We start from the raw sequence: 25,759 nt of genomic DNA on the forward strand, positions 1-25,759 counted from the left end.
CATGCTCGATCCCTTGTGGGAGTGAGCCGGTGGGAGCAGATCCTGCAAGATCAGAACCTGTGGAAGCGAGACCTGTGGGAGCTAGGCCTGTGGGAGCAAAGCTTGCTCGCGATGGCGGTGGGTCAGTCACATATGGGCCAGCCGATGGGATGCTATCGCGAGCAAGCTTTGCTCCCACAAGCTTTGCTCCCATAGGCCCTATTTCTACTGTCCCTTCCCCTACTGTCCCTACCCCTACTAGCCTTGCCTCTAATGGCTCTGCTTGCACAGGCCCACTCCCACAGGTGGGGTGCTGATAGAGCGCATCCACCAGGCTCTGCTTCAGTGGCTCACCGGCCAGGTTGATGATGCGCACGCTGGCCGGGATCTCATCGCTGCGCAGCAACGCGGCAATCGCCGAGGGCACGGTGTTGATCAGGCGCACCTGATCCCGGGCCGGCAGTTGCGGCAATTCCAGGGCATTGCGGGCGATGATCAGCGAGCCGCCGTTGGCCAAGGTCACGAACAGTTCCCACACCGACAGATCGAAGCACACCGATGTCGAAGCCAACACACCCTGGATGTCATCGCGGCTGTAGACCGATTGAGACCAGTCGATCAGCGCCAGCACGTTGCGATGGGCAATCGCCACGCCCTTGGGCTTGCCGGTGGAGCCGGAGGTGTAGATGACGTAGGCGAGGTTGTCTGGCGTGACGCTGCTGTGCGGTGCGCTCAATGGATAGCGTGAAAGATCGAGCTGGTCGAGCATCAGCACGGTGGTTTCAGCCGGCACGCTCAGCGTCGCCGCCACCGCTTGCTCGGTCAGCAACACCCGCGCACGGCTGTCGTCGAGCATGTAGGCCACTCGCTCGGCCGGGTAATCCGGGTCCAGCGGCACGTAGGCGCCACCGGCCTTGAGCACCGCCAGCAAGGCGATCAGCAGGTGTTCGGAGCGCGGCATCGCCACGCCGACCCGGACTTCGGGACCCACGCCCAGTTCGATGAGCTTGTGGGCCAGGCGATTGGCGCGACCGTCGAGCTCGCTGTAGCTCAGTTGAGTGTTGGCGAAGGTCACCGCCAAGGCATCTGGCGTGGCTTCAACCTGGCGAGCAATCATCTGGTGAATGCACAGCCCTTGCTCGAACGGCGCGTCAACCGGGTTCCAGTCATGGGTCAGGCGCTGATGCTCATCGAACTCCAGCATCGACAGTTCACCCAGGCAGCGCTCGCCATGGGCCGTCATCTGACCCAGCAACTGGGCCAGATGCGTGGCCAATCGCACCACGGTGGCGGGTTCGAAGCTCGCCCGCTGGTAGCTCATGTGTACCGACAATTGACGGTCCAGGCCCACCAGCAAGGTCAATGGGTAGTTGGTCTGCTCCTGGGTGGCCGCCGGGCCAAAGCGCAAACCATCCGGCGCGCCCTGTTCCAGGGCCTGGGCAATCGGATAGTTTTCGAACACCAACAGGCTGTCGAACAGCGCTTCACCGCCCTGCCCGGCCCAGCGCTGGATGTCCAGCAACGCGGTGTGCTCGAACTCGCGCAGCGCCAGGTTTTGCGCCTGCACCGTTTGTAGCCAGCTGTCCAACGATTGCTCGGCCCGTGGGCTGGCGATCACCGGCAAGGTGTTGATGAACAGGCCGATCTGCTGCTCGATGCCCGGCAGGTCCGCCGGACGACCGGCCACGGTTGCGCCGAACGCCACGGTGTCTTTGCCGGTGTAACGCTGCAACAGCAGCAGCCACGCGGCCTGCACCAGCGTGTTGACGGTGACTTTCGAGGTGCGGGCGAACGCTTCCAGGCGTCGGGTCAGCGCTTCGTCCAGGACCTGCACATGGTCGCCATAACCGGTGCCGGCCGCCTGCGGTTTCGCCATGACGTCCGCCAGCCGTGTCGGCGTCTCCAGGCGTTGCAGCGCAGGCGTCCAGAACGCCTCGCTGGCGGCGGCATCCTGGCGTTGCAGCCAGGCGATGTAATCCTGGTAACGACTGCCATGAACGGCCACGGGCTGACCGCTGTAGCGTTGCAGCACTTCGCCGAGCAATTGCGAGTTGCTCCAGCCATCCATCAGGATGTGATGGTGGGTGTAGATCAAGTGGTAGCGCTGCTCGTCGAGGCGCACGATCACCAGTCGCAACAGGGCCGGGGCACTCAGGTCCAGTTGCTGGCGTTCGCCATCGGCCAGGGCCTGCAAGGTCTGGTCGCGCTGTGGGTCGGCCCGCAGGTCATGCAGGCTGTAAGGCAGCGCCAGGTGTTTGCTGACCACCTGCACCGGCCCCGGCAAATCGCCCTGCCAGACGAACCGCGTGCGCAGGATGTCATGGGCGTCCACCGCCGCCTGCCAAGCCTGGCGGAAGCGCTGCGGGTCCAGCCCCTCGACGTCCAGGCGCAGTTGGTTGATGTAATCGCCGCTGGCGTCACCGTAGACCGCATGGAACAACATCCCCTGCTGCATCGGCGACAGCGGATACAGGTCGGCGATCTGCGCCGGCGCCATCGGCAGCCCGTCCAATTGCTGTTGGTCCAGGCTCGCCAGGGGGAAGTCCGACGGCGTCACGGCGCAATGCCTGTCGTCACAGCAATGCTCGATCAGCCCTTGCAGCTCGCGGGCGTAATCGTCGGCCAGGGCCTGGACGGTGGCTTCGTTGAACACCTCGCGGCTGAAGGTCCACCCCAGGTTCAGCTCGCCGCCGAACACCTGCCCGTTCAGGGCCAGGACATTGGACAGCGGCGCCTCGGCGTCCAGCTCATCGCCGGCCGTTTCGCTGGCCGGCACGAACAAGGCACCGTCGGCCTCATTGAAACTGGCGTCGAACTGGCCCAGGTAGTTGAAGGTCAGGCACGGTATCGGCAGGCGCGCCAAGGTCGCCCGCGCCGCGTCATCGCCCAGATGGGCCATGACCCCAAAGCCCAGGCCCTTGTTCGGAATCGCCCGCAGTTGTTCCTTGATCTGCTTGAGGGACTGCCCCAGGTCCGCCACCGGCGTGAGCCTGGCCGGGTACAGGCTGGTGAACCAACCGACGGTACGGGTCAGGTCCACGTCATCGAACAAGGCTTCGCGGCCATGGCCTTCGAGCTGGATCAGCGCGCTGTCGGCGCCGGTCCAGCGCACCATGACCCGGGCCAATGCGGTGAGCAGCAGGTCATTGACCTGGGTGCGATAGGCCTTGGGCGCATCTTGCAGCAACTGGCGAGTCAGTGACGCATCGAGTCGGCTGCGCACGGTCAGTGCGAGACGGTTCTGCTGGCCGCCCTGTGGATTGTCCATCGGCAACTGCCCATCGACGCCATCGAGCTGCGCCTGCCAGTACGCCAGCTCTTCCTGCAACGGCGTGCTGCCGGCATAGCCTTGCAGGTGCTCGGCCCAGGCCCGTGCCGAAGTGGTCTTGGGCGGCAACTGCAAGGCCTGGTCGCTGGACAACTGACGGTAGGCGCTTTGCAGATCCTCGAACAGAATCCGCCACGACACGCCGTCCACCACCAGGTGGTGAATCACCAGCAACAGCCGCTGGCTGCCATCGGCCAGCGTCGCCAATACCGCGCGCAGCAGCGGCCCGTCTTGCAGGTCCAGGCTGCGTTGCGCTGCGTTGGCAAGGTTTGCCAGGGCCTGAGCATCTGGCACGTCCGCCAACCAGAGCAGGTCTTCGCCGTGGCTGGCTGGCGAACGGTAACGTGCCTGCCAACCCTCGCCCGCGTCGGTAAAGCTCAAACGCAGGCCATCGTGATGCACCACCAGCGCGTTCAAGGCGTGCTCCAGCACCCGCGCATCGAGTCCTTGTGTCGGCTTGAGCATCACCGCCTGGTTCCAGTGCTGACGCTGGGGGATAGCCTGTTCGAAGAACAGCCGTTGCACCGGCAACAGCGTTAACTCGCCGGTCACCGGCCCTTGATCGACGGCTTGGCTGGTTTCGCCCAGGCGTGCCACCGCCGCCAGCGCCTCGATGGTCTGGTGCTGGAACAAGTCCTTGGGGGTGAAATGAATGCCGGCCTGACGCGCACGACTGACCACCTGGATCGAGACGATAGAATCACCGCCCAGCTCGAAGAAATTGTCCCGCAGGCCCACTTGCGCGAGCTTGAGCACGTCCTGCCAGATCGACACCAGTTGCTGTTCCAGCGTGCTGCGCGGTGCCACGTAGGTTTGCTGCAATTGGCTGACGTCGGGCTTGGGCAGGTTCTTGCGGTCGAGCTTGCCGTTGGGGGTCAGCGGCAGATATTCGAGCAGCAGCAGATAAGCCGGGACCATGTGCGCCGGCAATGTCGCCTTGAGCTGGTCACGCAAGTGCTCGGCGAAATCCTTTTGCACGGCTTCATTGGCCACCACATAGGCGACCAGGCGCTTGCCACTGCCAGCAGCGCCTTCCTGGGCTACGACAACCGCTTCGCGCACGCCTTCAAGGGCTTGCAGGCTGGCTTCGACTTCACCCAGTTCGATGCGGAAGCCGCGGATCTTCACTTGATTGTCGATGCGATCCAGATAATCGAAAGTGCCATCGGCGCGTTGGCGCACCAGGTCGCCGGTGCGGTACAGCAAGCCGCCGCAAGCGCTGAACGGGTCGGCGACAAAGCGCTCGGCCGTCAGGCCCGGACGGTTCAGGTAACCCCGGGCCAGCCCGCTGCCACCCAGGTACAGTTCGCCGGCCATGCCCTGGGGCAGCAGGTTCAAGTCGGCGTCGAGCACGTAGGCGCTGCGGTCGCCGATGCGGCTGCCGATGGGCGCATAGGCGGCGCCACAGACAACGTCGCGGCCGGCCTTCCAGATCAGCGGGGTGACCACGGTTTCGGTCGGGCCATAGCCGTTGATGATGAAGTCCGGATCGAGGGCGCGCTTGACCCGTTCGAAGCTGGCGTTGGGCACCGCATCGCCGCCGAAGCAGTAGATGCGCACCTTCGGCGGGTTGCCCTCGCGCTCGGCGTGCTCGGCCAGTTGTTGCAGGTACACCGGCGGGAACGCCACCACCGTCACGCCGTGTTCGCGCATCGCGTTGTAGGTCTGCTCCGGGGTCCACAGGCTGTCATCGCGAATCAGCAGCGAAGCGCCGTGGGTCAGGCTGGTGAGCCAGCGCTCATGGGCACCGTCGAAGGCGAACGACATGAAATGGAATTCGCAATCGCTGTCGCGCATTTCATAGCGCTCGCCGATGGCCTGGCAGTGCATCGCCAGCGGACCATGGGCCACGCTCACACCTTTGGGGTTGCCGGTGGAACCGGAGGTGTAGATAACGTAGGCGAGGTTCTGCGGATCGATACGCACGGCTGGGGCGTCGGTCGGTTGCTGGCTCAGGTCCAGGCGATCGAGTTCCAGCACCTGGGCGGCGCCTGCCAGGGGCAACTGCGCCGACACCCGGGAGTCGGTGAGCAACAGCGCCAGCCCGGAATCCTCGATCAGGTAGGCCAGGCGTTCACGTGGGTAACTGGTATCCAGTGGAACATAGGCCGCGCCAGCCTTGAGCACTGCCAGCAGCGCGACGATCACCCCTTCGCTGCGCGGCAGGGCCACGCCAACGCGGGTTTCCGGCCCCACGCCACGGGCAACCAAGGCGTGGGCCAACTGGTTGGCGCGCCGGTCGATCTCGCCATAGCTGAAACGCTGACCGTCGAAGATCACCGCCGTAGCCTGGGGCTTTTGCGCCGCCAGATCGGCGATGCGCTGATGCACGGCGATGTCGGTCGGGTACGGCTGCGCAGAGTTGGCGGCCTGTTGCCAGGCCTGTTCCTCGGCGCTGACCAGGGCGATTTGCCCCAGGTTACGCACCGCCGACTCGGCGAAGCGCTCCAACAGCTGCGACAGATGCGCGCTGATGCCTTCGATGGCCGTCGGGCTGAAATGCGCCCGGTCAAAACTGTAGTGCAGCGTCAGGGTCTGGCCGAGGGTCACGGCCACGCTCAACGGGTAATGGGTTTGCTCCAGGTGGGTGACTTCGCCAAACACCGCGCCCTGCCCGGCACCTTCTGCCAGGGCCTGGGCAATCGGGTAGTTCTCGAACACCAGGATGTTGTCGAACAGCGCCTCGCCGCCCTGCCCGGCCCAGCGCTGGATGTCCGCCAATGGCGTGTGCTCGAATTCCCGCAAGCTGAGGTTCTGCGCCTGCACGGCTTGCAGCCAGGCACCGACCGACTGGTCCGGACGCGGCGCAGCGATCACCGGCAAGGTGTTGATGAACAGGCCGATCTGCTGCTCGATGCCCGGCAGATCCGCCGGACGCCCAGCCACGGTGGCACCGAAGGCGACACTGTCATGGCCGGTGTAGCGTTGCAGCAGCAACAGCCACGCCGCTTGCACCAAGGTGTTGAGGGTGACTTTCTGTTGGCGGGCGAACTGTTCCAGGGCCAGGGTGCGAGAAGCGTCCAACGTCTGGAAATGGTCGCCGTGGCCGCTGTGGATTTCGCCGACGGACATGACGCGCGCCAACCGGGTTGGCGCTTGCAGGGTTGCCAACTGGTCGGTCCAGAACGTCTCGCCCAGTTGAGCGTCCTGGCGTTGCAGCCAGGCGATGTAGTCGCGATAACGCCCGACATTGGCCTTGGGCAAGCGACCGCTGTAGCGCTGCAGGACTTCGCCGAGCAGTTGGGCGTTGCTCCAGCCGTCCATCAGGATGTGGTGATGGGTGTAGATCAGGTGCCAGCGCTCGGCCTCGGTCTGCACCAGCACCAGGCGCAGCAACGGCGCCTGGGCCAGGTCGAAGCCCTGGCGGCGCTCGGCGTCGGCGCGCTCATTCAAGGCGTCGGTGAGGTGATCGCGCCCGCGCCAATCGAGGGTCGTGAACGGCAACTCGACCTGGCGCCGGACGATCTGCAACGGCTGCTCAAGGTCGCCCTGCCAGACAAAGCCGCTACGCAAGATTTCGTGGGCGTCGAGGGTGGCCTGCCAGGCGTCAGCGAAGCGCTGCGCATCGATGCCCTGGATATCCACCCGCAATTGGTTGATGTACTCCCCCGCCGCCTGCTCGTACAAGGTGTGGAACAGCAAGCCCTGCTGCATCGGCGACAGTGGATACAGGTCGTCCAACTGCCCGGCGGGCACCGGCAGGCTGTCGAGTTGCGCCTGGCGGATGCGTGCCAGGGGGAAGTCCGATGGCGTGGCCTGCGGCGTTTCCAGCGCGCAGCAGTGTTCGATCAATGCGCCGAGTTCGGCGAGGTAGTCAGCGGCCAGTGTCTCGATGGTCCGGTGCTTGAACATCCGCTCGCTGAACCCCCAGTTCAGGGACAGCTCACCGCCGTAGACCTGGCCTTCCACCGTCAACCAGTTCGCCAGCGGCGCCCGGGCATGTTGCGCCGCGCCACTGCCTTCGCTGGACGGCACGAACAGCGCGCCGTCGTCGAACTGCCGGTCGAACTGGCCCAGGTAGTTGAAGGTGATACGCGGTGCCGGCAAGGCCGCCAGTTCGGCACGCACTTCAGGTTCGCCCAGGTAGCGCAGCACGCCGTAGCCCAAGCCCTTGTCCGGCACGGCGCGCAGTTGTTCCTTGATGGCCTTGACCGAGGCACTCAACGCCGGCGCCGGGCTGAGGCTGACCGGGAACAGGCTGGTGAACCAGCCGACGGTACGGGTCAAGTCAACGCCATCGAACAGGTCTTCGCGGCCATGGCCTTCGAGTTGGATCAGCGTGCTGTCCTGGCCGGTCCAGCGGCAGATCGTACGGGCCAGCGCGGTCAGCAGCAGGTCGTTGACCTGGGTGCGGTAGGCCTTCGGCGCCTGTTGCAGCAGTTGGCGGGTCTGTTCGGCGTCCAGCCGCACCTGGACCTTGCGCTCGTCACGGGCTTGCAGCAGCGGCTCGGGGTAATCGCATGGCAAGCCGTTGCCCGCCGGTGCAGTGCCCTGGGCGCGCCAGTAATCGAGGCTGTCCATGAAGCCATCGAGATGCCCGTGCAGGCGCGCGGCCCATTGCCCATACGCGCTGGTTTTGGCCGGCACCTGGATCGCCTGACCGGCCTGCAACTGGCCGTAGAACGCTTGCAAGTCGTCCAGCAACACACGCCACGAAACGCCGTCCACCACCAGGTGATGGATCGCCAGCAACAAGCGCTGGCTGCCATCGTCCATGTCCACCAGCAAGGCCCGCAGCAGCGGCCCGTCTTCCAGGTCGAGGCTGCGCTGGGCGTCGTCGCACAGGGCGTTGAGCTGTTCCACCGACGTCGCCTGCCGCTGCCACAACAGGCTGGCCGCCGACGGCTCGGCATAGGCTTGCTGCCACTGCCCGTTCACTTGGGTAAAGCGCAGGCGCAGGCTGTCATGGTGTTCAACCAAACGGGCCAGGGCCGATGCCAATGCCACGACGTCGAGACGCTCGCCAGGCACCAGCAACAGCGACTGGTTCCAGTGTTGCCGCTCGGGAATGTCGCGCTCGAAGAACCAATGCTGCACCGGCGTCAACGGCACCGCGCCGCGCGCCAGGCCCTGATCGATCGCATGACTGTCACCCTGGCGCGCTACCCGTGCCAGGCTGCGCAGGGTCTGGTGTTGAAACAGCGATTTGGGATTGAGCACGATCCCGGCCTGCCGCGCACGGCTGACCACTTGCATGGAGACGATGGAGTCGCCGCCCAGCTCGAAGAAGTTGTCTTCCAGGCCAATGCTGTCGAGGTTCAGCACGTCCTGCCAGATCGTCGCGAGGGCTTTTTCCAGTGGACTGTCGGGCGCGACGAATTCGCGTTGCTGCTCGCTGCCGTCAATGGCCGGCAACGCCTTGCGGTCGAGTTTGCCGTTGGGGGTCAGCGGCAGTTGTGCGAGAAACACCAGGTAGGCCGGCACCATGTAGTCCGGCAGGTGTTCGCGCAGGGCGGCCTTGAGGGTTTCGCGCACGTGCACCTGGGCCTCGACCTGGGTCAGCACGGTGGCGTCGCTCGGGACGATGAAGGCCACCAGTTGCTGGCCGTGTTCGCCGTCCTGGGCCAGCACCGCCAGTTCGCGCACCTGGGGTTGTTGCTGCAGCCGCGCTTCGATTTCTCCCAGCTCGATACGGAAGCCGCGGATCTTTACCTGATGGTCGATGCGGCCGACGTACTGCAAATTGCCGTTGGCCTGATAACGGGCCAGGTCACCGGTGCGGTACAGGCGTTCGCCGGTGGTGGAAAACGGGTTGGGCACGTATTTTTCAGCGGTCATCGCCGCGCGGCCAAGGTAGCCACGGGTGATGCCCGCGCCGCTCAGGTACAGCTCTGCCGAAACGCCTTGGGGGACGGGTTGCAGATCGGCGTCGAGCAGGTAGCTGGCGGTGTGCTTGAGGGGCCGACCGATGTTCGCCGTGCCGCCAGCGGTGCGGCGGGTCCAGGTGGAATAGGTGGTGTCTTCCGAAGGGCCATAAAGGTCGTACACATGCTCGATCCCTTGTGGGAGTGAGCCTGTGGAAGCAGATCCTGAAAGATCAGAACCTGTGGAAGCGAGACCTGTGGAAGCGAGACCTGTGGGAGCTAGGCCTGTGGGAGCAAAGCTTGCTCGCGATGGCGGTGGGTCAGTCACACATGGGCCAGCCGATAGGAGGCTATCGCGAGCAAGCTTTGCTCCCACAGGCTTTGCTCCTACAGGCCCTACTTTTACTGTCCCTCCCCCTACTGTCCCTCCCCCTACTGGCCTTGCTCCTACTGGCCCTGCTTGCACAGGCTCACTCCCACAGGTGGGGCGCTGGTAGAGCGCATCCACCAGGTTCTGTTTCAGTGGCTCACCGGCCAGGTTGATGATGCGCACGCTGGCCGGGATCTCATCGCTGCGCAGCAACGCGGCAATCGCCGAGGGCACGGTGTTGATCAGGCGCACCTGATCCCGGGCCGGCAGTTGCGGCAATTCCAGGGCATTGCGGGCGATGATCAGCGAGCCGCCGTTGGCCAAGGTCACGAACAACTCCCACACCGACAGATCGAAGCACACCGATGTCGAAGCCAACACACCCTGGATGTCATCGCGGCTGTAGACCGATTGAGACCAGTCGATCAGCGCCAGCACGTTGCGATGGGCAATCGCCACGCCCTTGGGCTTGCCGGTGGAGCCGGAGGTGTAGATGACGTAGGCGAGGTTGTCCGGCGTGACTTGGGTGATCGGTGCACTCAGTGGGTACTGCCCCAGCTCGATCCGATCCAGCATCAGCACGGTGGTTTCAGCCGGCACGCTCAGCGTCGCCGCCACCCCTTGCTCAGTCAGCAACACCCGCGCACGGCTGTCGTCGAGCATGTAGGCCACCCGCTCGGCCGGGTAATCCGGGTCCAGCGGCACGTAGGCGCCACCGGCCTTGAGCACTGCCAGCAAGGCGATCAGCAGGTGTTCGGAACGCGGCATCGCCACGCCCACCCGCACTTCCGGGCCTACACCCAATTCGATGAGTTTATGGGCCAGGCGATTGGCGCGACCGTCGAGCTCGCTGTAGCTCAGTTGGGTGTTGGAGAAAGTGACGGCCAGGGCATCTGGCGTGGCTTGGGCTTGGCGAGCAATCATCTGGTGAATGCACAATGCTTGCTCGAACGGCGCGTCCACAGGGTTCCAGTCATGGATCAGGCACTGGTACTCATCAGCTTCCAGCAACGGCAACTCAGCGACGAGCGCGCGGCTGTCGGCAACCATGCCCTGCAGCAGTCGCGTCCAGTGCTGGGCCATGCGCTCGACCGTGGCGGCGTCGAACAGATCGTTGGCGTAGGTCAGCGCCGCGTGCAGCTTGCCGGCCTTTTCCCAGGTGTCGAGGGTCAGGTCGAACTGCGTGGTGCGGCTCTGCCATTGCAGCATCGACAACTCCAGCCCCGAGGCGGTGCGGATGCTGGCGATGTCGGCCACTTGCGGCTGGTGGTTGTACATCACCTGGAACAGCGGCGTGTGGCTGAGGCTGCGCTCCAGTTTCAGGGCTTCGACCAACCGTTCGAACGGCAGGTCCTGATGGGCCTGGGCGCCGAGGGCCGCTTCCTTGACCGTTCGCAGCAACTCATCGACACGGGTCTGGCCGCCGAGCTCGGTGCGCAATACCTGAGTGTTGACGAAGAAGCCGATCAGCCCTTCGGTTTCCGCGCGGTTGCGGTTGGCGATGGGCACGCCGACGCGGATATCGGTATGGCCGGTATAGCGATGCAGCAACACATTGAACGCGCCGAGCAGGAGCATGAACAGAGTGATGTTGTGCTGCTGGGCCGTGGTGCGCAGTTGCTCGGCCAATGCCGGCTCCACGGCAAACTCAAAACGCGTGCCGCGATAGCTGGGCATCGCCGGGCGCGGGTGATCGATGGGCAATTCCAGCACGGGATGTTCATCGCCCAGTTGCGCCTGCCAATACGCCAGTTGACGCGCCTGCTCACCCGCTTCCAGCCAGCGGCGTTGCCACAAGGCGTAGTCGCTGTACTGGATCGGCAAGTCGGCCAGTTGCGGCGCAATGCCCGCTTCATGGGCGTCGTAGCAGCGGATGAACTCGTCGATCAGTACATTCATCGACCAGCCATCGGAGACGATGTGGTGCAAGGTCAGCAGCAGCACATGTTCCTGCTCATCGAGCGTGAGCAATTCGACCCGCAGCAAAGGGCCGCTGGACAAGTCGAAGGGCTGCATCGATTGTGCTTCGGCGGCCCGGCGCACTGCCTGCTCGCGTTCGGCAGCCGGCAAGGCACTGAAGTCCTTGTGCCCGATCGCCAGTGCAGTGCTGGAGGGCACTTGCAGAAGGCTGTCGTCGGCCTGGCGCTGGAACACCGTGCGCAGGGTTTCATGACGGGCCACCAGGCTGGCGAAAGCTTGCTCCAGCGCCGGCAGGCTCAACGCGCCCTTGAGCCGCACCGCTCCCGGCAGGTTGTAGGCGCCGCTGCCCGGCTCCAGTTGCCAGAGAAACCACATGCGCTGCTGGGCATAGGACAACGCCTGGCGATCCTCGGCCTCGACGCCCCTAGGGATGGGAAAACCGCTGAACTCCACGCCCTCCTTGTCCAGCGCGGCCAGGAACATCCGGCGCTTTTCCAGGGGCAACCCGATAAACCGGCGAGCAAGTTTCAAGGCGTCTTCAGCATTCATTTCTGGGGTATCCGGAATCAGTGGGCACAAGGCACAAAGGCAAGTCGTCCCTATGAAACGAATGCAAACCGGAAAAATTAGCGCTTGAGAATGTAGGAGCTGACGAGTGCAACGAGGCTGCGATCTTTCCCCTGCCCATTGAGCCCCGAGCGAAAGATCAGCAGATCAAAATCAAAAGATCGCAGCCTTCGGCAGCTCCTACAGGGACCGATGAACCGCTATGGAATCCGCAGGTCAGGCGCTGATCGCCAACCCATGCCGCCGATGATGCACGCTCAACTGATCCTTGATCAGCCGCAGCACCTTGGCCTCGTGCTCGTGAATGAAGAAGTGCCCACCGGCCAGCATGTCCACCGAAAAGCTGCCCGTGGTTTCCTGGCGCCAGCCAATCAGTTGCTCCGTGGTGGCCTTGTCGGTGGTGCCACCGAGCACATGCACCGGGCAGTTGAGCGGAGGCCGGATCCGCGGCTGGAAACGTCCGCACAGCAAAAAATCGGCCCGCAGGATCGGCAAGGTCAGGGCCATCAGTTCTTCATTGGCCAATATCTCTTCGCTGGTGCCGTTGAGGGTGCGCAGTTGCTCGATCAGTTCAGCGTCGGTTTTCGGTTCGGCGAAACCGCGGTCGTAGTCGGCGCGCATCGTCGGCGCCGCGGTGCCGGACGCGAACAGCGCCACCGGTTCCGGGCCGCCGAGCTCACGCAGGGCATGGCCGATCTCGCAGGCCAGCAGCGCGCCCAGGCTGTGGCCGAACAAGGCGTAAGGGGCCTGGAGCGTCGCGGACAGCTCCCGTGCCAGTTGCATCGCCAACGGCCCCATGTCGGTTTGCAGCGGCTCGTCGAAGCGCGCCCCGCGTCCCGGCAATTCCACCGGATGCACGTGCAGCCATTGCGGCAACTTGCGCCGCCAGCGGCTGTACACCATCGCGCTGGCGCCGGAATAAGGCAGGCACAGCAGGGTCAGTTGGGTCACTGCGGTTTTCTCCGATCGGTCGTGTAAGCAAGATAACGAAATCGTAACCCACCGATTTAGTCAAAACCGTGACGTTCGCTACGAGATGACGGCACCTTGAGGGGGCAAGGCTTGCCCGCGATGAACGATAACGCGGTTCATCTTCCCGCCCGACCTTATACTGGCGATACCTCGAACACTGCACCACACAGGAGAACGCCATGGGCTGGTCCGCCAAGCAATACGTCGCCTTCGAACAGGAACGCACCCGTCCATCCCGGGACCTGCTCGCCGCCATTCCCCCCACACAGGCCCGCTCGGTGATCGACCTGGGGTGCGGCCCGGGCAATTCCACTGAACTGCTGGTGGAATATTTCAACAACGCCACGGTACGCGGCCTGGACAGTTCCAGCGATATGGTCGACGCCGCACGCAAACGCCTGCCCGCCGTAGCGTTCGACACCGTCGACATCGGCCAATGGGACGAACCCGGGCCGTTCGACGTGATCTTCGCCAACGCCGTGCTGCAATGGCTGCCCGACCACGCCACCCTGCTGCCCTCGCTGGTGGAAAAACTCGCCCCCGGTGGCAGCCTGGCGATCCAGATGCCCGACACCCTGCACCAGCCTTCCCACCGCCTGATGCGGGAAATCGCCGCCAACGGCCCGTGGGCCAACCAACTGGCCGGGGCGGCTGATTCGCGGACCGACGTGGAAGACGCCAGCGCGTATTACGCGATCCTCAAGCCCCACTGCAGCCGCGTCGATGTGTGGCGCACCACCTACCATCACCCCTTGGCCGATGGCGCCGCAGGCGTGGTGGAATGGTTCAAGGGCAGCGGCTTGCGGCCGTTTCTCGAACCGCTGGACGAGGCGCAGCGCGAGCAGTACCTGGCGCAGTACCTCAAGGCGATCGAACAGGCCTATCCCACCTTGGACGATGGAACGGTGCTGCTGCCGTTTCCCCGGGTGTTCATGGTCGCGACGCGTTAGGGCGACGGTCGATGACGCAGCGATGGGGACTAAATTTCTGATCCAGGCCCTCGTTACCTGCTAAGACCAAAAACCCGCAAGAGTGACCGCCGTGGACCTGCAAACCATCCTGGGCAAACTGTTCGCCAATGCCGGCGCCGTTGGTATCGAAGGCGTCTTTCAATTCGTGTTCGGTCCGCACCAGGCCTACTGGTCCGAGGTCAAGGCCAGCAGCCGCACCCAGGCCGGCCGCCACACCAGCCCCGATGTCACCATCGAGGTGGCAGAAAAGGATTTTCTCGGGATCATGGCCGGCATGGCCAATGTCGAGGAACTGTTCGCCAGCGGGCGCCTGAAGATCGCCGGCAACATGGGCCTGGCGACGTTGCTGCCGCAGATCATCGACCATGCCCGGCATGGCGGTGGCGTGGTGGAAAAGGTCGACATGAACAAGCGCTACCCCACCCCGTCGCGCTTCAGCGAAAAGCTCACCGCCAGCCTGCCGACCCAACGCAGCGTGGAGCGTCGGCCTCGCAGCGAGCTGTCGGTGCAGGCGTTTCAAGCGCACTATTTGCCCCACGGCATTCCGCTGGTCATCAGCGATGCCTTGCAGGACTGGCCGTTGTTCAAGCTCAGCCGCGAAGCATCCCTGGTGCATTTTGCCGAGCTGCAAGGCATCACCCGCCACGGCGACTACGTGAAGAAGACCTTCTCCACCGAACGGGATTTTCGCTCCACGTCCATGGCCGACTTCATCGCCGCCCTCGACAGCCCGGCGACCAAGGGCGCCGACGGCGAACCACCGGCCTACATGGGCAACAACATCCTGCCGGCGCAACTGATGGAGCAGATCAAGTACCCGCCCTACTTCGACCCCTCGCTGTTCATCCCGCCGCGCATCTGGATCGGCCCCAAGGGCACCCTGACGCCGCTGCACCGCGACGACACCGACAACCTGTTCGCCCAGGTCTGGGGCCAGAAAACCTTCACCCTCGCCGCGCCTCACCATCGCGAAGCCCTGGGCACCTGGTCCACGGCGCCCCAAGGCGGGCTGGACGGCTGTGACTTCAACCCGGACGCGCCGGACTACCAACGCTTCCCCCTCGCCCGGGACGTGACGTTCCTGCGTGTGACATTGGATGCTGGGGATTTGCTGTTTTTGCCTGAAGGTTGGTTTCATCAGGTGGAGTCGGTGTCTACGTCGTTGTCGGTGAATTTCTGGGTGAATTCGGGGCGGGGTTGGTAACAGCCGAACACCGCTTTCGTAGCGAGGGAGCTTGCTCCCGCTGGGCTGTGTAGGAGCTGGCGAAGCCTGCGATCTTTTGATCTTTCGCTTAAGACTCAAGTGTCTGGGGAAAGATCGCAGCCTCGCTTCGCTCGGCAGCTCCTACATCACCCAAATGAACTCTGCACGCCTCACGCCAGTCAGCAGGTAAGGCCCTCAATTCAAGGTGCTAGACCATGCAGATTTCCCTCGCCCGACAGGTTGCCCTGGTCACCGGCGCCAGTTCCGGCATTGGCGCGGCTTCGGCCCAGGCATTGGCGGCGGCCGGTGCCGCCGTGGTGCTCAATTACCACTCCAGTGCCGGCCCGGCGCAAGACTTGGCTCGTGAAATCAACGCCAACGGCGGCCGCGCCATCGCCGTCGGTGCTGATGTTTCGAAGGAGCCGGACGTCGAGCGGCTGTTCGCCCAGACCCTCGAAGCCTTTGGCTCGCTGGACATCCTGGTCGCCAATTCCGGCCTGCAGAAAGACGCGCCCGCCGTCGACATGCACTTGGAAGACTGGAACACCGTGATCGGTACCAACCTCACCGGCCAATTCCTCTGCGCCCGCGCCGCCCTGCGGATTTTCAATCGCCAGGGCATTCGCCAGGGCGTGTCCCGGGCCGCTGGCAAGATCATTCACATGAGTTCGGTGCACCAACGCATTCCCTGGGCCGGTCACGCCAACTATGCTGCATCCAAGGGCGGTGTCGATCTGCTGATGCAGAGCCTGGCCCAGGAAACCAGCCACCAGCGCATCCGCATCAACAGCATCGCCCCGGGCGCCATTCGCACGGCCATCAACCGCGACGCCACAGAAGGCGAACAGGAGCAGAAATTGCTGGAGCTGATTCCTTACGGTCGCATTGGTGACGTGGAAGACATCGCCAACGCGGTGGCCTGGCTGGCGTCGGACTTGTCCGATTATGTAGTGGGCACCACGTTGTTCATCGATGGCGGGATGAGCCTTTATCCGGGGTTTCGCGACAATGGCTAACAATCATGAACCACAAAGCCCCATCGAAAACCACGGCATCATCGGCGACATGCGCAGCGCCGCGCTGGTCAATGATCGAGGCAGCGTCGACTTTTTCTGCTGGCCGGAATTCGACAGCCCATCGATCTTCTGTTCGCTGCTGGACACCCCCGAAGCGGGCATTTTCCAGTTGGCTCCGGACCTGCCGCATGCCCGTCGCCAGCAGATCTACTTGCCCGATACCAACGTGCTGCAAACCCGCTGGCTGAGCGACGGCGCCGTGGTGGAAATCACCGACCTGCTGCCCATCGGCGACAGCGAGGATGATTTACCGGTGCTGATGCGCAAAGTGCACATGACCGTCGGCAGCGCGACGTTTCGCATGCGTTGCGCGGTGCGGCATGACTACGCCCGGGCCACCACCACTGCGCGCCAGGACGCTGCCCACATCTGTTTCGAGGCGCCGGGACAACCGAGCCTGCGCTTGTGTGCCGACCAGCCCATGACGCTGGACGGCAACGCGGCGGTGGCCGAATTCACCCTGGAACAAGGCCAGAGCGCCGAATTCCTATTGGGCGGCATCGACGACCCGCGACTTCAGGACGATGTCAGCGCGATATGCCTGGAACGCACCCTGGCGTTCTGGCGCGGCTGGATCGCCCAATCCAATTATCGCGGACGCTGGCGGGAAGTGGTCAACCGCTCTGCCCTGGCACTGAAGCTGCTGACTTCGCGCAAACACGGTGCCATCCTCGCCGCCGCCACCTTCGGCCTGCCGGAAACCCGCGGCGGCGAGCGCAACTGGGATTACCGCTATACCTGGATCCGCGACGCCTCATTCACCGTCTACGCCTTCATGCGCCTGGGCTTCGTCGATGAGGCCAACGCCTACATGCGCTGGCTGCGCGGGCGGGTCAGCGACTGCCGAGACCAGCCGATCAAACTCAACGTCCTCTACGGCCTGGACGGTCGACTGGAACTGCCGGAAACCGCGCTGCCGCACCTGGGCGGCTTCGGCAATGCGCAGCCGGTACGGATCGGCAACCTGGCCTACAAACAGATGCAACTGGACATTTTCGGCGAGCTGATGGACGCCGTGTACCTGGTCAATAAATACGGCGAAGCCATTTCCCATCAAGACTGGAAACACACCGTCGACGTGGTCGACCAGGTGTGCAAGGTCTGGCAGGACAAGGACGTGGGTATCTGGGAAATGCGCGGCGACAAGCAGCATTTCCTGCATTCGCGGCTGATGTGCTGGGTCGCCGTGGACCGCGCCATCCGCCTGGCCGAAAAACGCTCCCTGCCCGCCCCGTTCGTCCGCTGGGACAAGACCCGCCAGGCCATCTACCAAGACATCTGGACAAACTTCTGGAACGACGAACACCAGCACTTCATCCAGCGCCTGGGCAGCACCGCCCTGGACGGCTCGATGCTGTTGATGCCGCTGGTGCGCTTCGTCAGCGCCCGCGATCCGCGCTGGCTCTCGACACTCGACGCCATCGAAAAAGACCTGGTGCGCGACGGCATGGTCTATCGCTACCGCAACGACGACAGCCCCATCGACGGCCTCAGCGGCATCGAAGGTTCATTCGCAGCCTGCTCGTTCTGGTACGTCGAATGCCTGGCCCGCGCCGGCCGCGTGGAAAAAGCCCAACTGGAATTCGAACAATTGCTGCGCTACGCCAACCCGCTGGGGCTGTACGCCGAAGAGTTCGACAGCCACGGCTACCACCTGGGCAACACTCCCCAAGCCCTGACCCACCTGGCGCTGATCAGCGCGGCGAGCTTCCTGGATCGCAAGTTGAGCGGGGAGAAAACGCATTGGCAGCCGTGAACTGCCCTTCAGCCTGAACGCGATCCCTGTGGCGAGGGGATTTATCCCCGCTGGGCTGCACCTCGTAGGAGCTGCCGAAGGCTGCGATCTTTTGATCTTGATCTTGACCTTGACCTTGATCTTGATCTTGATCTTTCGCTTGAGACTCAAGTGTATTGGGAAAGATCGCAGCCTCGTTTCACTCGACAGCTCCTACACAGCTCCTACACAGCTCCTACACAGCTCCTACACAGCTACAGAGTTCCTACACAGCTCCTACTACCGCGCTGAGTTGGTCAGTTCGATGTCATCCAACGCACGATTGGCCAGCAACTTGGCCATCTCGATCAACTGCTGAATCCCCAGCGCAACATGCCGCCGGGAACCTTCCAGATCGAACGTCAGGTCACTGACCAGCGCATCAGCCGAGGCCAGGGTTTCGCTGAGAGTGGTCAGCACGGATTCGGTGCTGAGGCCGGGAACCACTGAAAAGACCTGGCCGTCCTGGGTGTCGGGTTTGGCTGGAGCAGGAGACAGGTGAATATTCAGCGCCCGGTCGGCGGCTTCACGGAGTTTTTTTGAATCGAGGGTGGTGTAGGCAGAGAGGTCTTCGGCGCGTGGAGGGTTGGGGGTGATCTTGACCATTGTGAAACTCCTGACTTGAAGTTGAGCTCACCCACCTCGTGACCAAACGAGGGTGGTGGGCTATACGCAGGTTGGTCAACCGGGAAGTCAGGCACCCGGCGCACTCGAAAGTGCCCCGCGCACAGCCCACCGCAAAGCATACCGACAAGCACACAAAAAAGCGCCGACATGCTGAGGTTGGCGCGTGTGCGCCTGACATTGGACGGGTGACCAAACCCGGTCGCTGATTTTGCAGCGACGAGCAAAGCCTATCCCCGCCCTTTCCTAACCGGCAACCGCCGCGACTCGTCAGAAAATTCCGGTTTGCCTATTTTTTTGTAGGAACACCGCACCACTGTGGCGAGGGGATTTATCCCCGCTGGACTGCATCTTGTAGGAGCTGCCGAAGGCTGCGATCTTTTGATCTTTCACTTGAGACTCAAGTGTATGGGGAAAGATCGCAGCCTCGTTGCACTCGACAGCTCCTACACAGCTCCTGCACAGCTCCTACACAGTTCCTGCACAGTTCCTGCGGCCCCATTTATGGTTACGCCGCGTTTCGAGTTGCCAGCCCCCCAAACCCCTCCTAAGATCGATGCTCTCACGGGTGCAGCGGAGCTGCCCGATAAAAACCCGACTCAAGGACCTGACATGACCCATATCAAACGCCCCATCACCACCCCACCCCGAACAGGCCTGACCCGCGAAGACCTCTGGGAGGGCCAGGACCGGGGCCTGATCAAATGCTGGGAAATCGGCCGCGACCGCGCGGTGAAGTTTCCCGAACTGGCGCAACGCTGCCTGGCCGGTGAATTGCCGGTACTGGGCTGGAAAGGTGGCGTCAGCCGCAGTTTGAAGAAAAACGAAAAATTCGGCTGTCTCAAGTACCTCGCCCAATGGCAGGGCCTGCGCGGTGAAGACCTGGACATCGACCTGGCCCAAGAGCGCACCCTGACCTGCTCCAGCACGAACATGATCGTGACGTTCACGCCGGATCGGGCCAAATACGTGAACCAGGAACCCGCCTGACCGCTACCGGGCCGGGCAATGCCGGAGGCCAGCATGAACCTCGATCCCAAGGTCAACTTCGCCGTGACGCCGCTGTTGCGCATCGCCTACGAAGAACACGGCCCTGCCAGCGGCGAGCCAGTCATCCTGCTGCACGGTTTTCCTTACGACCCCAGGGCTTTCGATGAAGTCGCGCCCGCCTTGGCCGAGCGCGGCTACTGGGTCATCGTGCCCTACCTGCGCGGCTACGGCCCGACCCGGTTCAACAACCCGGCCATCCTGCGCTCCGGCCAGCAAGCGGCGCTGGCCCAGGACCTGCTGGACCTGATGCACGCACTCGCCATCCCCCAAGCGGCGCTGTGCGGCTACGACTGGGGCGGTCGGGCGGCGTGTATCGTCGCGGCGCTGTGGCCCGAGCGCGTTCGCTGCCTGGTAACTGGCGACGGCTACAACCTGCAGGACATTCCCCGTTCCAAGCAGCCGCTGGACCCGGAAACCGAACATCGCCTGTGGTACCAGTACTATTTCCACACGGCGCGGGGTGTCGAGGGCCTGACCCAGAACCGACGTGAACTGTGTGAACTGCTCTGGCGCCTGTGGTCACCGACCTGGAAACGTGGCGCCGAACGCTATCCCCTCAGCGCCGCATCGTTCGATAACCCGGACTTCGTCGACGTGGTGATCCATTCCTACCGCCATCGCTTCATGTACGCACCGGGCGACCCGACGCTGGAGTGGATGGAGGAACGGCTGGCGGCACAACCGACCATCAGCGTACCGAGCATTTCCCTGTGCGGTGCCGACGACGGCGTGGGGCCAGCGCCGGAACACGATGAAGACGCCGAGCATTTCACGGGTTTCTATGAGCGCCGCGTGCTGGCCGGTGTCGGCCACAACATCCCACAGGAAGCCCCCGAAGCCACGCTCAAGGCATTACTGGATCTGCTTGAGGGCTGACGGCGAACCGCTCGCGATAGGCCTGGGGCGTCACCCCCATGGCCCGTAAAAAGCTGCGGCGCAGGGTTTCTTCGCTGCCGAAGCCACATTGCACCGCCACCCGCTTGATCGACACAGCGGTGTCGGACAACAGACGGCGAGCGGTTTCCACGCGAATCAACTCCACCGCCCGCGCCGGGGTCTGGCCGGTGTCGGCGCGGTAGTGCCGCACAAAGCTGCGTTCGCTCATGCCGACCTCGGCAGCCAGGCTCGACAGGCCCAGGTCGCGGGTGAGGTTTTCGGCGATCCAGGCATGCAGGTCATCAAACCGACTGCCCTGCTTTTGCAGTGACAAAGTCACGCTGAACTGCGATTGCCCACCGGGACGCTTGAGAAACACCACCAGTTGCCGGGCGACTTCCAGCGCCACCGCGCGGCCCAGGTCCTCCTCCACCAGTGCCAGGGCCAAGTCGATGCCAGCCGTGACCCCGGCCGAGGTCCAGACCGGACCGTCGTTGATGAAAATCGGGTTGGGTTCGACCCGCAACTGCGGATGCTGCTTGGCCAGTTGTTCGCAGCGGGTCCAGTGCGTCACCACGCGCCGCCCGTCCAGCCAACCGCTGGCGGCCAGCAGGAACGCCCCGGTGCACACCGACGCCACCCGTCGCGAACGCAGGCCGTGCTCCTTGACCCAGGCCACCAGCGCCGGGTCCTTCGCCGCTTCGTACACGCCCCAGCCACCGGCGATCAACAGCGTGTCGCTGCCTTCATACGGCAGCGGCTCGGCTAACAGCGCCAACCCTGCCGAGGACATCACCGCCCCGCCACCCACTGCGATGACCTTGGGCGTGTAGGGCAACGGCAAGCCTTGCTGGCGCGCCAGGTCGTTGGCTGAGGCAAACACCTGCAAGGGTCCGGTGACATCCAGCACTTGCACATTGGCGAAGGCCAGTACATGAACGGTTTTCGGTAGGTTGGGCATATTGGCGTGATTCGTGGGCTTATTGGCGTATACGCCAGAGCCTACGGATCTAAAGTAAAACCGTCCACCCCTCGGGCATCATCCAAAGGAGCACGCGACATGACGCTGCAGATCGGTTTGCTGTTATTCCCCCAAGTCCAGCAGTTGGACCTGACCGGCCCTTATGACGTACTGGCCTCGTTGCCAGACGTGAAGGTCCACCTGATCTGGAAGGACCTGGCGCCGGTCACTGCCAGCACCGGGCTGGTGTTGCTGCCCACTACCACGTTCGAGGACTGCCCGAAGCTCGACGTGATCTGCGTTCCCGGCGGAACCGGCGTCGGGCCCCTGATGGAAGACGAGCAGACGCTGGCCTTCATCAAGCGGCAGGCCGCCGAGGCGAAATACATCACCTCGGTGTGCACCGGTTCGCTGGTGCTCGGTGCGGCAGGCCTGTTGCGAGGCAAGCGCGCCACCACCCATTGGGCCTATCACAGCCTGTTGCAAACCTTGGGCGCGACACCGGTCAAGGATCGCGTGGTCCGCGATGGCAACCTACTTACCGGGGGCGGCATCACGGCCGGGATCGATTTCGCCCTGACCCTGGCAGCCGAACTGTTCGACCAGGACACCGCCGAACTGGTCCAACTGCAGCTCGAATACGCCCCTGCCCCGCCGTTCAACGCCGGCAGCCCGGACACCGCGCCAACGCGCGTCCTGGAACAAGCCCGCCGGCGTACCGCAGAGTCGTTCCAACTGCGCTCGCAGATCGCCCAACGTGCTGCGGCGCGGTTGGAGGTATAGCTGAGCTGTGGGAGCAAAGCTTGCTCCCACATGAGGATTTTCCTGTCGGGTCAGTACGACTCAGAACGGGCTGGCGGTGGGTCGCACGATCAGCTCGCTGACGTCCACATCCGCCGGTTGTTCGATGGCGTAGGCGATTGCCCGGGCGATGGCTTCGGCCGGAATGGCGATCCTGCGGAACTCGCGCATTTCAGCACGTCCACCTTCATCGGAAATGCTCTCGGCCAGTTCCGACTCGGTCACGCCAGGGGAAATCACCGTCACGCGCATGTCCCCTCCGACTTCCTGGCGCAAGCCCTCGGAAATCGCCCGCACGGCAAACTTGGTGGCGCAATACACGGCGGCAGTCGGGCTGACGGCGTAGGCACCAATGGACGCGATGTTGATGAACTGGCCGCTGCGCTGGCGCTGCATCAACGGCAGGCCGGCGGCGATGCCGTGAAGCACGCCACGAATGTTGACGTCGATCATGCGGTCCCACTCCTCGACTTTCAGCGCCTCGAGTTTGGAAAGCGGCATGACCCCGGCGTTATTGATGATCACGTCGACCCGCCCGAACCGCTCGACAGCAAAGTCGATCAGGTGCTGGACATCCTCGCGACGGGTCACGTCCACGGCTTTACAGACTGCCTGCTGGCCGGCGGTCTCGAGCTCTTGCACCAACGTCTGCAAACGATCGATGCGCCGGGCGCCAAGCACGACACGAGCACCGCGAGCCGCAAGCAACCGCGCCGCAGCTTCGCCAATCCCGCTGCTGGCGCCAGTGATGACCACAACTTTGTTTTGAATATCGGACATGATGGTTCCCCTCGTCTGGATGTGTTGGCCCCAATGGGAGCGTTTTGACAGGTCCAGATTAGGGAACCGACCGGGGTCGGGGTTAGCCGGATCCTCCTGCGCACTTGCACGATCCTGTGGTGATAAAACCGGCTCTGGTCGACAGCCGCACAATCGGCTTTACTAGCGCGGTCCACTCATTTGGCCAGGGAGGTTGATCGGCATGTCGGTATCCACGTCCATCCACATCACGCCAGACGACGGCGTCAGCCAGCGCCGCGCCGAACTGGCGAGCCTGATGATGCGCTTCGCACCGGAATTCGGCGTCCACCCCACAGCCATCGAGACCTTGCACCTGATTCGCAGCGACCAGCCAACCGGAGCACTGCACAGCGTGCACAAGCCTGGTTTATGCGTGATTATCGAGGGACGCAAGGAGGTGCACCTGGCGGACGAATGCTACGTCTATGACCCCCTCAATTACCTCGTCGTCTCGGTGACCCTGCCGCTGGCCGGCCAGGTGATTGAAGCCAGCCCCGAGCGCCCTTACCTGTGCATCCGCCTCGACATCGATCCGGCACAGATCTGCCGCTTGATTGCTGACACTAGCCCTATCGGCGCGCCTACCGAAAGAACCGGACGCGGGTTGTTCCTGGACCGTATCGATGCACCGTTACTCGACGCGATGTTGCGCTTGCTGCGGCTGTTGGACTGTCCGGACGATATCGCCACCCTCGCCCCGTTGGCCCAACAGGAGATTTTCTACCGGCTGTTGCGCGGCGCCCAAGGCCAGCGCTTGCACGAAATCGCCATTCCCGACACCCAGACCCATCGCATCAGCCGCGCCATCGAGTGGCTCAATACCCATTACGCAGAGCCGCTGAGCATCGACAGCCTGGCAAAAATGATCAACCTCAGCCCTTCGGCACTGCATCACCGCTTCAAAGCCGTGACCGCCATGAGCCCGCTGCAATACCAGAAACAACTGCGCTTGCAGGAAGCCCGACGGTTGCTCTTGGCAGAGAACAGCGACGTTTCGTCGATCGGCTACAAGCTGGGATATGAAAGCCCTTCACAGTTCAGTCGTGAATACAGCCGCCTTTTTGGCGCCTCCCCGAGCAAGGACATCGCTCGTTTGCGTGCTCAGGCGCTGCAAGCCAGTGGCGCCTGATCCTGGGTGCAACAGGATCGAGCCACTTTTTCACAGACGAAAAAAAACCCGCCTAGGCGGGTTTTTTGAGGACCAATTTGACTTCCTGTCCGGCGTTCCATGCCTGATCCAATCATCCATGACCCTGAGCACTCCCTGTACCCAGTGGATGAACATAGATTAGGCCCACCGGTGTCTTGGAAAAAGACGAGAAAGCAGCAACGGCGTGTAAGCGTTTCGCTATAGGACCTTTCCAGATTTTTGCGGGCGAAAAAAAACCCGCCGAAGCGGGTTTTTCCAAGACCATTACGACTCCCTGTCGATAGCTTTCCTTGCATGGTCGATCGTCCCTGATCCTGAGCACTTCCTGTGCTTCAGTGGATGAGTCCAGATTACGCCTCGGATCCAAAATGAAATAGACGACATAGCTACCATCTCGTGTAAGACATTCGCTATACAACCCCTCCGAAAACCCTCAGCCCCCTCAGCAGCCCCCGATCAAGACTGGCTCAGGAAGGCTTCAATGTTGGCCATCTGCTCGTCCCAGCCACGGCTGTCCATGCGAAAAGCCTTGAGCCGGCGAGCCTCGGGAATGTTGTTGAAACCCGACTCCACGACTTTGAGCAAGGTACCGCCATCCATGTCTTCGAGTTCGAATTGCACCCGGGTTTCGGACTCTTGGGAGTAATCCACCTGCGGCTCGACAGCGTAAGGATGCCAGCGAAACGAGAACACCCGCTCGGGCTCCACCCGCTCCACCGCTACGTCCCAGATGAGATGTTCGTAACCGGGATAAGTGATTTGCCCCTGGGTACGTTCCCCTGCCACAAACCGTTTTCCCTCAAGGGCGACACCGAACCATTGGCCGAAAGCTTCGGCGTTGGCCAGGGCTCGCCAAACATGAGAGCGCGGAGCCTTGAGCAGGATCTTTCTTTCAATGCGGTCGGATGAATGCATAAGTCACCTCCTGTGTTTCAACAGTAGGCTTGTAAGACCACAAGGCCAACCGGAAAGTTGTATCAACCCCTTGTTTAGCGATCGCCGTCTTAAAGCGATGTAAACTCCCCCCGGCGCTTTCAACCCTCAAGGAGAGACCAAACATGTCCCCACGCTTGCTTCTAGCCCTGACGCCGCTGCTTTTCGTCACCGTTGCCCAAGCTGACGATTGCGCCGACGCCATCACTCAAGGCGAAATGAACCAATGCGCAGCCAAAGAAAATAAAGCCGCCGACAACGAGCTGAACAGCTTGTACAAGCAGATCACAGCACGCCTGAAGGACAATCCGCAGGCCAAGCAAATGCTGGTCAAGGCGCAACGTGCCTGGATAGGTTTCCGTGACGCCGAATGCAATTTCTCCGCCTCCGGGGTCGAGGGCGGCAGCGTCTATCCGCTGATCTACAGCAACTGCATCACCGCCCAGACCAAAACCCGGATCGAGGCATTCAAGACCTATCTCAAGTGCAAGGAAGGGGATCTGAGCTGCCCAGTACCCGAGGCTTAAGAACACGGATGCAAAAAAGGATGATCTCTACAGGTCATCCTTTTTTTGGCCAAAACTTTTTATTGCAGGCA

General features: G+C 63.0%; 15 protein-coding genes (1 of these 15 only partly in view). 9 read left to right on the plus strand and 6 right to left on the minus strand.

What is annotated here, in order from left to right; translation table 11 throughout:
• Nucleotides 1-11,950: the 5' portion of a non-ribosomal peptide synthetase gene (locus AC09SL_RS28050; RefSeq protein WP_064107116.1), read on the minus strand. 965 nt of this gene lie to the left of the window's left edge; 11,950 of the gene's 12,915 nt are visible here — the first part of the coding sequence; it begins with the start codon at nt 11,948-11,950; its stop codon lies beyond the left edge, outside the window.
• A gap of 234 nt (nt 11,951-12,184) precedes the next feature.
• Nucleotides 12,185-12,919 carry a thioesterase II family protein gene (locus AC09SL_RS28055; RefSeq protein ID WP_058544470.1) on the minus strand — a complete coding sequence of 245 codons (735 nt, stop codon included), beginning with the start codon at nt 12,917-12,919 and terminating at the stop codon, nt 12,185-12,187.
• 200 nt (nt 12,920-13,119) lie between these two features.
• Between AC09SL_RS28055 and tam the strand changes: the two genes are divergently transcribed.
• The 4 genes from tam to AC09SL_RS28075 all read left to right on the plus strand — a co-directional run bounded on the left by tam (nt 13,120) and on the right by AC09SL_RS28075 (nt 17,947).
• On the plus strand, nt 13,120-13,890 hold the full coding sequence (gene tam / locus AC09SL_RS28060; protein WP_058544469.1) for a trans-aconitate 2-methyltransferase: 771 nt from the start codon (nt 13,120-13,122) through the stop codon (nt 13,888-13,890).
• A 91-nt stretch (nt 13,891-13,981) separates the two neighbouring features.
• Nucleotides 13,982-15,115, plus strand: a complete 1,134-nt coding sequence (locus AC09SL_RS28065) for a cupin-like domain-containing protein (protein WP_058544468.1) — start codon at nt 13,982-13,984, stop codon at nt 15,113-15,115.
• Nucleotides 15,116-15,330: 215 nt separating this feature from the next.
• Nucleotides 15,331-16,131, plus strand: a complete 801-nt coding sequence (locus tag AC09SL_RS28070) for a glucose 1-dehydrogenase (RefSeq protein ID WP_058544467.1) — start codon at nt 15,331-15,333, stop codon at nt 16,129-16,131.
• Nucleotides 16,124-17,947, plus strand: coding sequence for a glycoside hydrolase family 15 protein (locus AC09SL_RS28075; protein ID WP_064107115.1), 1,824 nt, complete (start codon nt 16,124-16,126; stop codon nt 17,945-17,947). Before AC09SL_RS28070 ends, AC09SL_RS28075 begins: the two co-directional genes overlap by 8 nt.
• Nucleotides 17,948-18,205: 258 nt before the next feature.
• Here AC09SL_RS28075 and AC09SL_RS28080 read toward each other — a convergent pair whose 3' ends face one another.
• A complete protein-coding gene (locus tag AC09SL_RS28080) occupies nt 18,206-18,571 on the minus strand; it encodes a DUF6124 family protein (RefSeq protein ID WP_058544466.1) in 366 nt (121 codons plus the stop codon).
• Between the two features lie 630 nt (nt 18,572-19,201).
• On the opposite strand from AC09SL_RS28080, the gene AC09SL_RS28085 reads away from it, so the two are divergent.
• Entirely contained in the window at nt 19,202-19,579 is a 378-nt protein-coding gene (locus tag AC09SL_RS28085; RefSeq protein WP_058544465.1) for a hypothetical protein, read from the plus strand.
• Nucleotides 19,580-19,612: 33 nt separating this feature from the next.
• Complete coding sequence (locus tag AC09SL_RS28090; protein ID WP_058544471.1) at nt 19,613-20,515, plus strand: alpha/beta fold hydrolase; 903 nt, start codon at nt 19,613-19,615, stop codon at nt 20,513-20,515.
• Here AC09SL_RS28090 and AC09SL_RS28095 read toward each other — a convergent pair.
• Nucleotides 20,484-21,476, minus strand: a complete 993-nt coding sequence (locus tag AC09SL_RS28095) for a GlxA family transcriptional regulator (protein WP_058544464.1) — start codon at nt 21,474-21,476, stop codon at nt 20,484-20,486. The genes AC09SL_RS28090 and AC09SL_RS28095 overlap by 32 nt on opposite strands.
• A gap of 99 nt (nt 21,477-21,575) precedes the next feature.
• Here AC09SL_RS28095 and inhA point away from each other — a divergent pair, with 99 nt between their 5' ends.
• The gene (gene inhA, locus AC09SL_RS28100; protein ID WP_058544463.1) at nt 21,576-22,259 is read left to right on the plus strand and encodes an isonitrile hydratase; all 684 of its coding nucleotides are present in this window, start codon (nt 21,576-21,578) and stop codon (nt 22,257-22,259) included.
• Nucleotides 22,260-22,319: 60 nt separating this feature from the next.
• Here inhA and AC09SL_RS28105 read toward each other — a convergent pair whose 3' ends face one another.
• Nucleotides 22,320-23,057: an SDR family oxidoreductase gene (locus tag AC09SL_RS28105; RefSeq protein WP_058544462.1), complete on the minus strand. Its 738-nt coding sequence runs from the start codon at nt 23,055-23,057 to the stop codon at nt 22,320-22,322.
• Between the two features lie 202 nt (nt 23,058-23,259).
• Here AC09SL_RS28105 and AC09SL_RS28110 point away from each other — a divergent pair, with 202 nt between their 5' ends.
• Nucleotides 23,260-24,207 (plus strand): AraC family transcriptional regulator, encoded by a 948-nt coding sequence (locus tag AC09SL_RS28110; protein WP_058544461.1) that lies wholly within the window; start codon nt 23,260-23,262, stop codon nt 24,205-24,207.
• Nucleotides 24,208-24,684: 477 nt separating this feature from the next.
• Here AC09SL_RS28110 and AC09SL_RS28115 read toward each other — a convergent pair whose 3' ends face one another.
• Nucleotides 24,685-25,143, minus strand: a complete 459-nt coding sequence (locus AC09SL_RS28115) for an SRPBCC family protein (RefSeq protein WP_058544460.1) — start codon at nt 25,141-25,143, stop codon at nt 24,685-24,687.
• Between the two features lie 143 nt (nt 25,144-25,286).
• Here AC09SL_RS28115 and AC09SL_RS28120 point away from each other — a divergent pair, with 143 nt between their 5' ends.
• A complete protein-coding gene (locus tag AC09SL_RS28120) occupies nt 25,287-25,688 on the plus strand; it encodes a lysozyme inhibitor LprI family protein (protein ID WP_058544459.1) in 402 nt (133 codons plus the stop codon).
• The last annotated feature ends 71 nt before the right edge of the window (nt 25,689-25,759 follow it).

It is taken from the genome of Pseudomonas sp. PF05, assembly GCF_056521845.1.

Coding starts and splice junctions, on each gene's coding strand:
- inhA (WP_058544463.1), top strand. CDS start 21,576: ATGACGCTGCAGATCGGTTTGCTGTTATTCCCCCAAGTCCAGCAGTTG.
- AC09SL_RS28085 (WP_058544465.1), top strand. CDS start 19,202: ATGACCCATATCAAACGCCCCATCACCACCCCACCCCGAACAGGCCTG.
- AC09SL_RS28105 (WP_058544462.1), bottom strand. CDS start 23,057: ATGTCCGATATTCAAAACAAAGTTGTGGTCATCACTGGCGCCAGCAGC.
- AC09SL_RS28075 (WP_064107115.1), top strand. CDS start 16,124: ATGGCTAACAATCATGAACCACAAAGCCCCATCGAAAACCACGGCATC.
- AC09SL_RS28090 (WP_058544471.1), top strand. CDS start 19,613: ATGAACCTCGATCCCAAGGTCAACTTCGCCGTGACGCCGCTGTTGCGC.
- tam (WP_058544469.1), top strand. CDS start 13,120: ATGGGCTGGTCCGCCAAGCAATACGTCGCCTTCGAACAGGAACGCACC.
- AC09SL_RS28095 (WP_058544464.1), bottom strand. CDS start 21,476: ATGCCCAACCTACCGAAAACCGTTCATGTACTGGCCTTCGCCAATGTG.
- AC09SL_RS28110 (WP_058544461.1), top strand. CDS start 23,260: ATGTCGGTATCCACGTCCATCCACATCACGCCAGACGACGGCGTCAGC.
- AC09SL_RS28070 (WP_058544467.1), top strand. CDS start 15,331: ATGCAGATTTCCCTCGCCCGACAGGTTGCCCTGGTCACCGGCGCCAGT.
- AC09SL_RS28120 (WP_058544459.1), top strand. CDS start 25,287: ATGTCCCCACGCTTGCTTCTAGCCCTGACGCCGCTGCTTTTCGTCACC.
- AC09SL_RS28115 (WP_058544460.1), bottom strand. CDS start 25,143: ATGCATTCATCCGACCGCATTGAAAGAAAGATCCTGCTCAAGGCTCCG.
- AC09SL_RS28080 (WP_058544466.1), bottom strand. CDS start 18,571: ATGGTCAAGATCACCCCCAACCCTCCACGCGCCGAAGACCTCTCTGCC.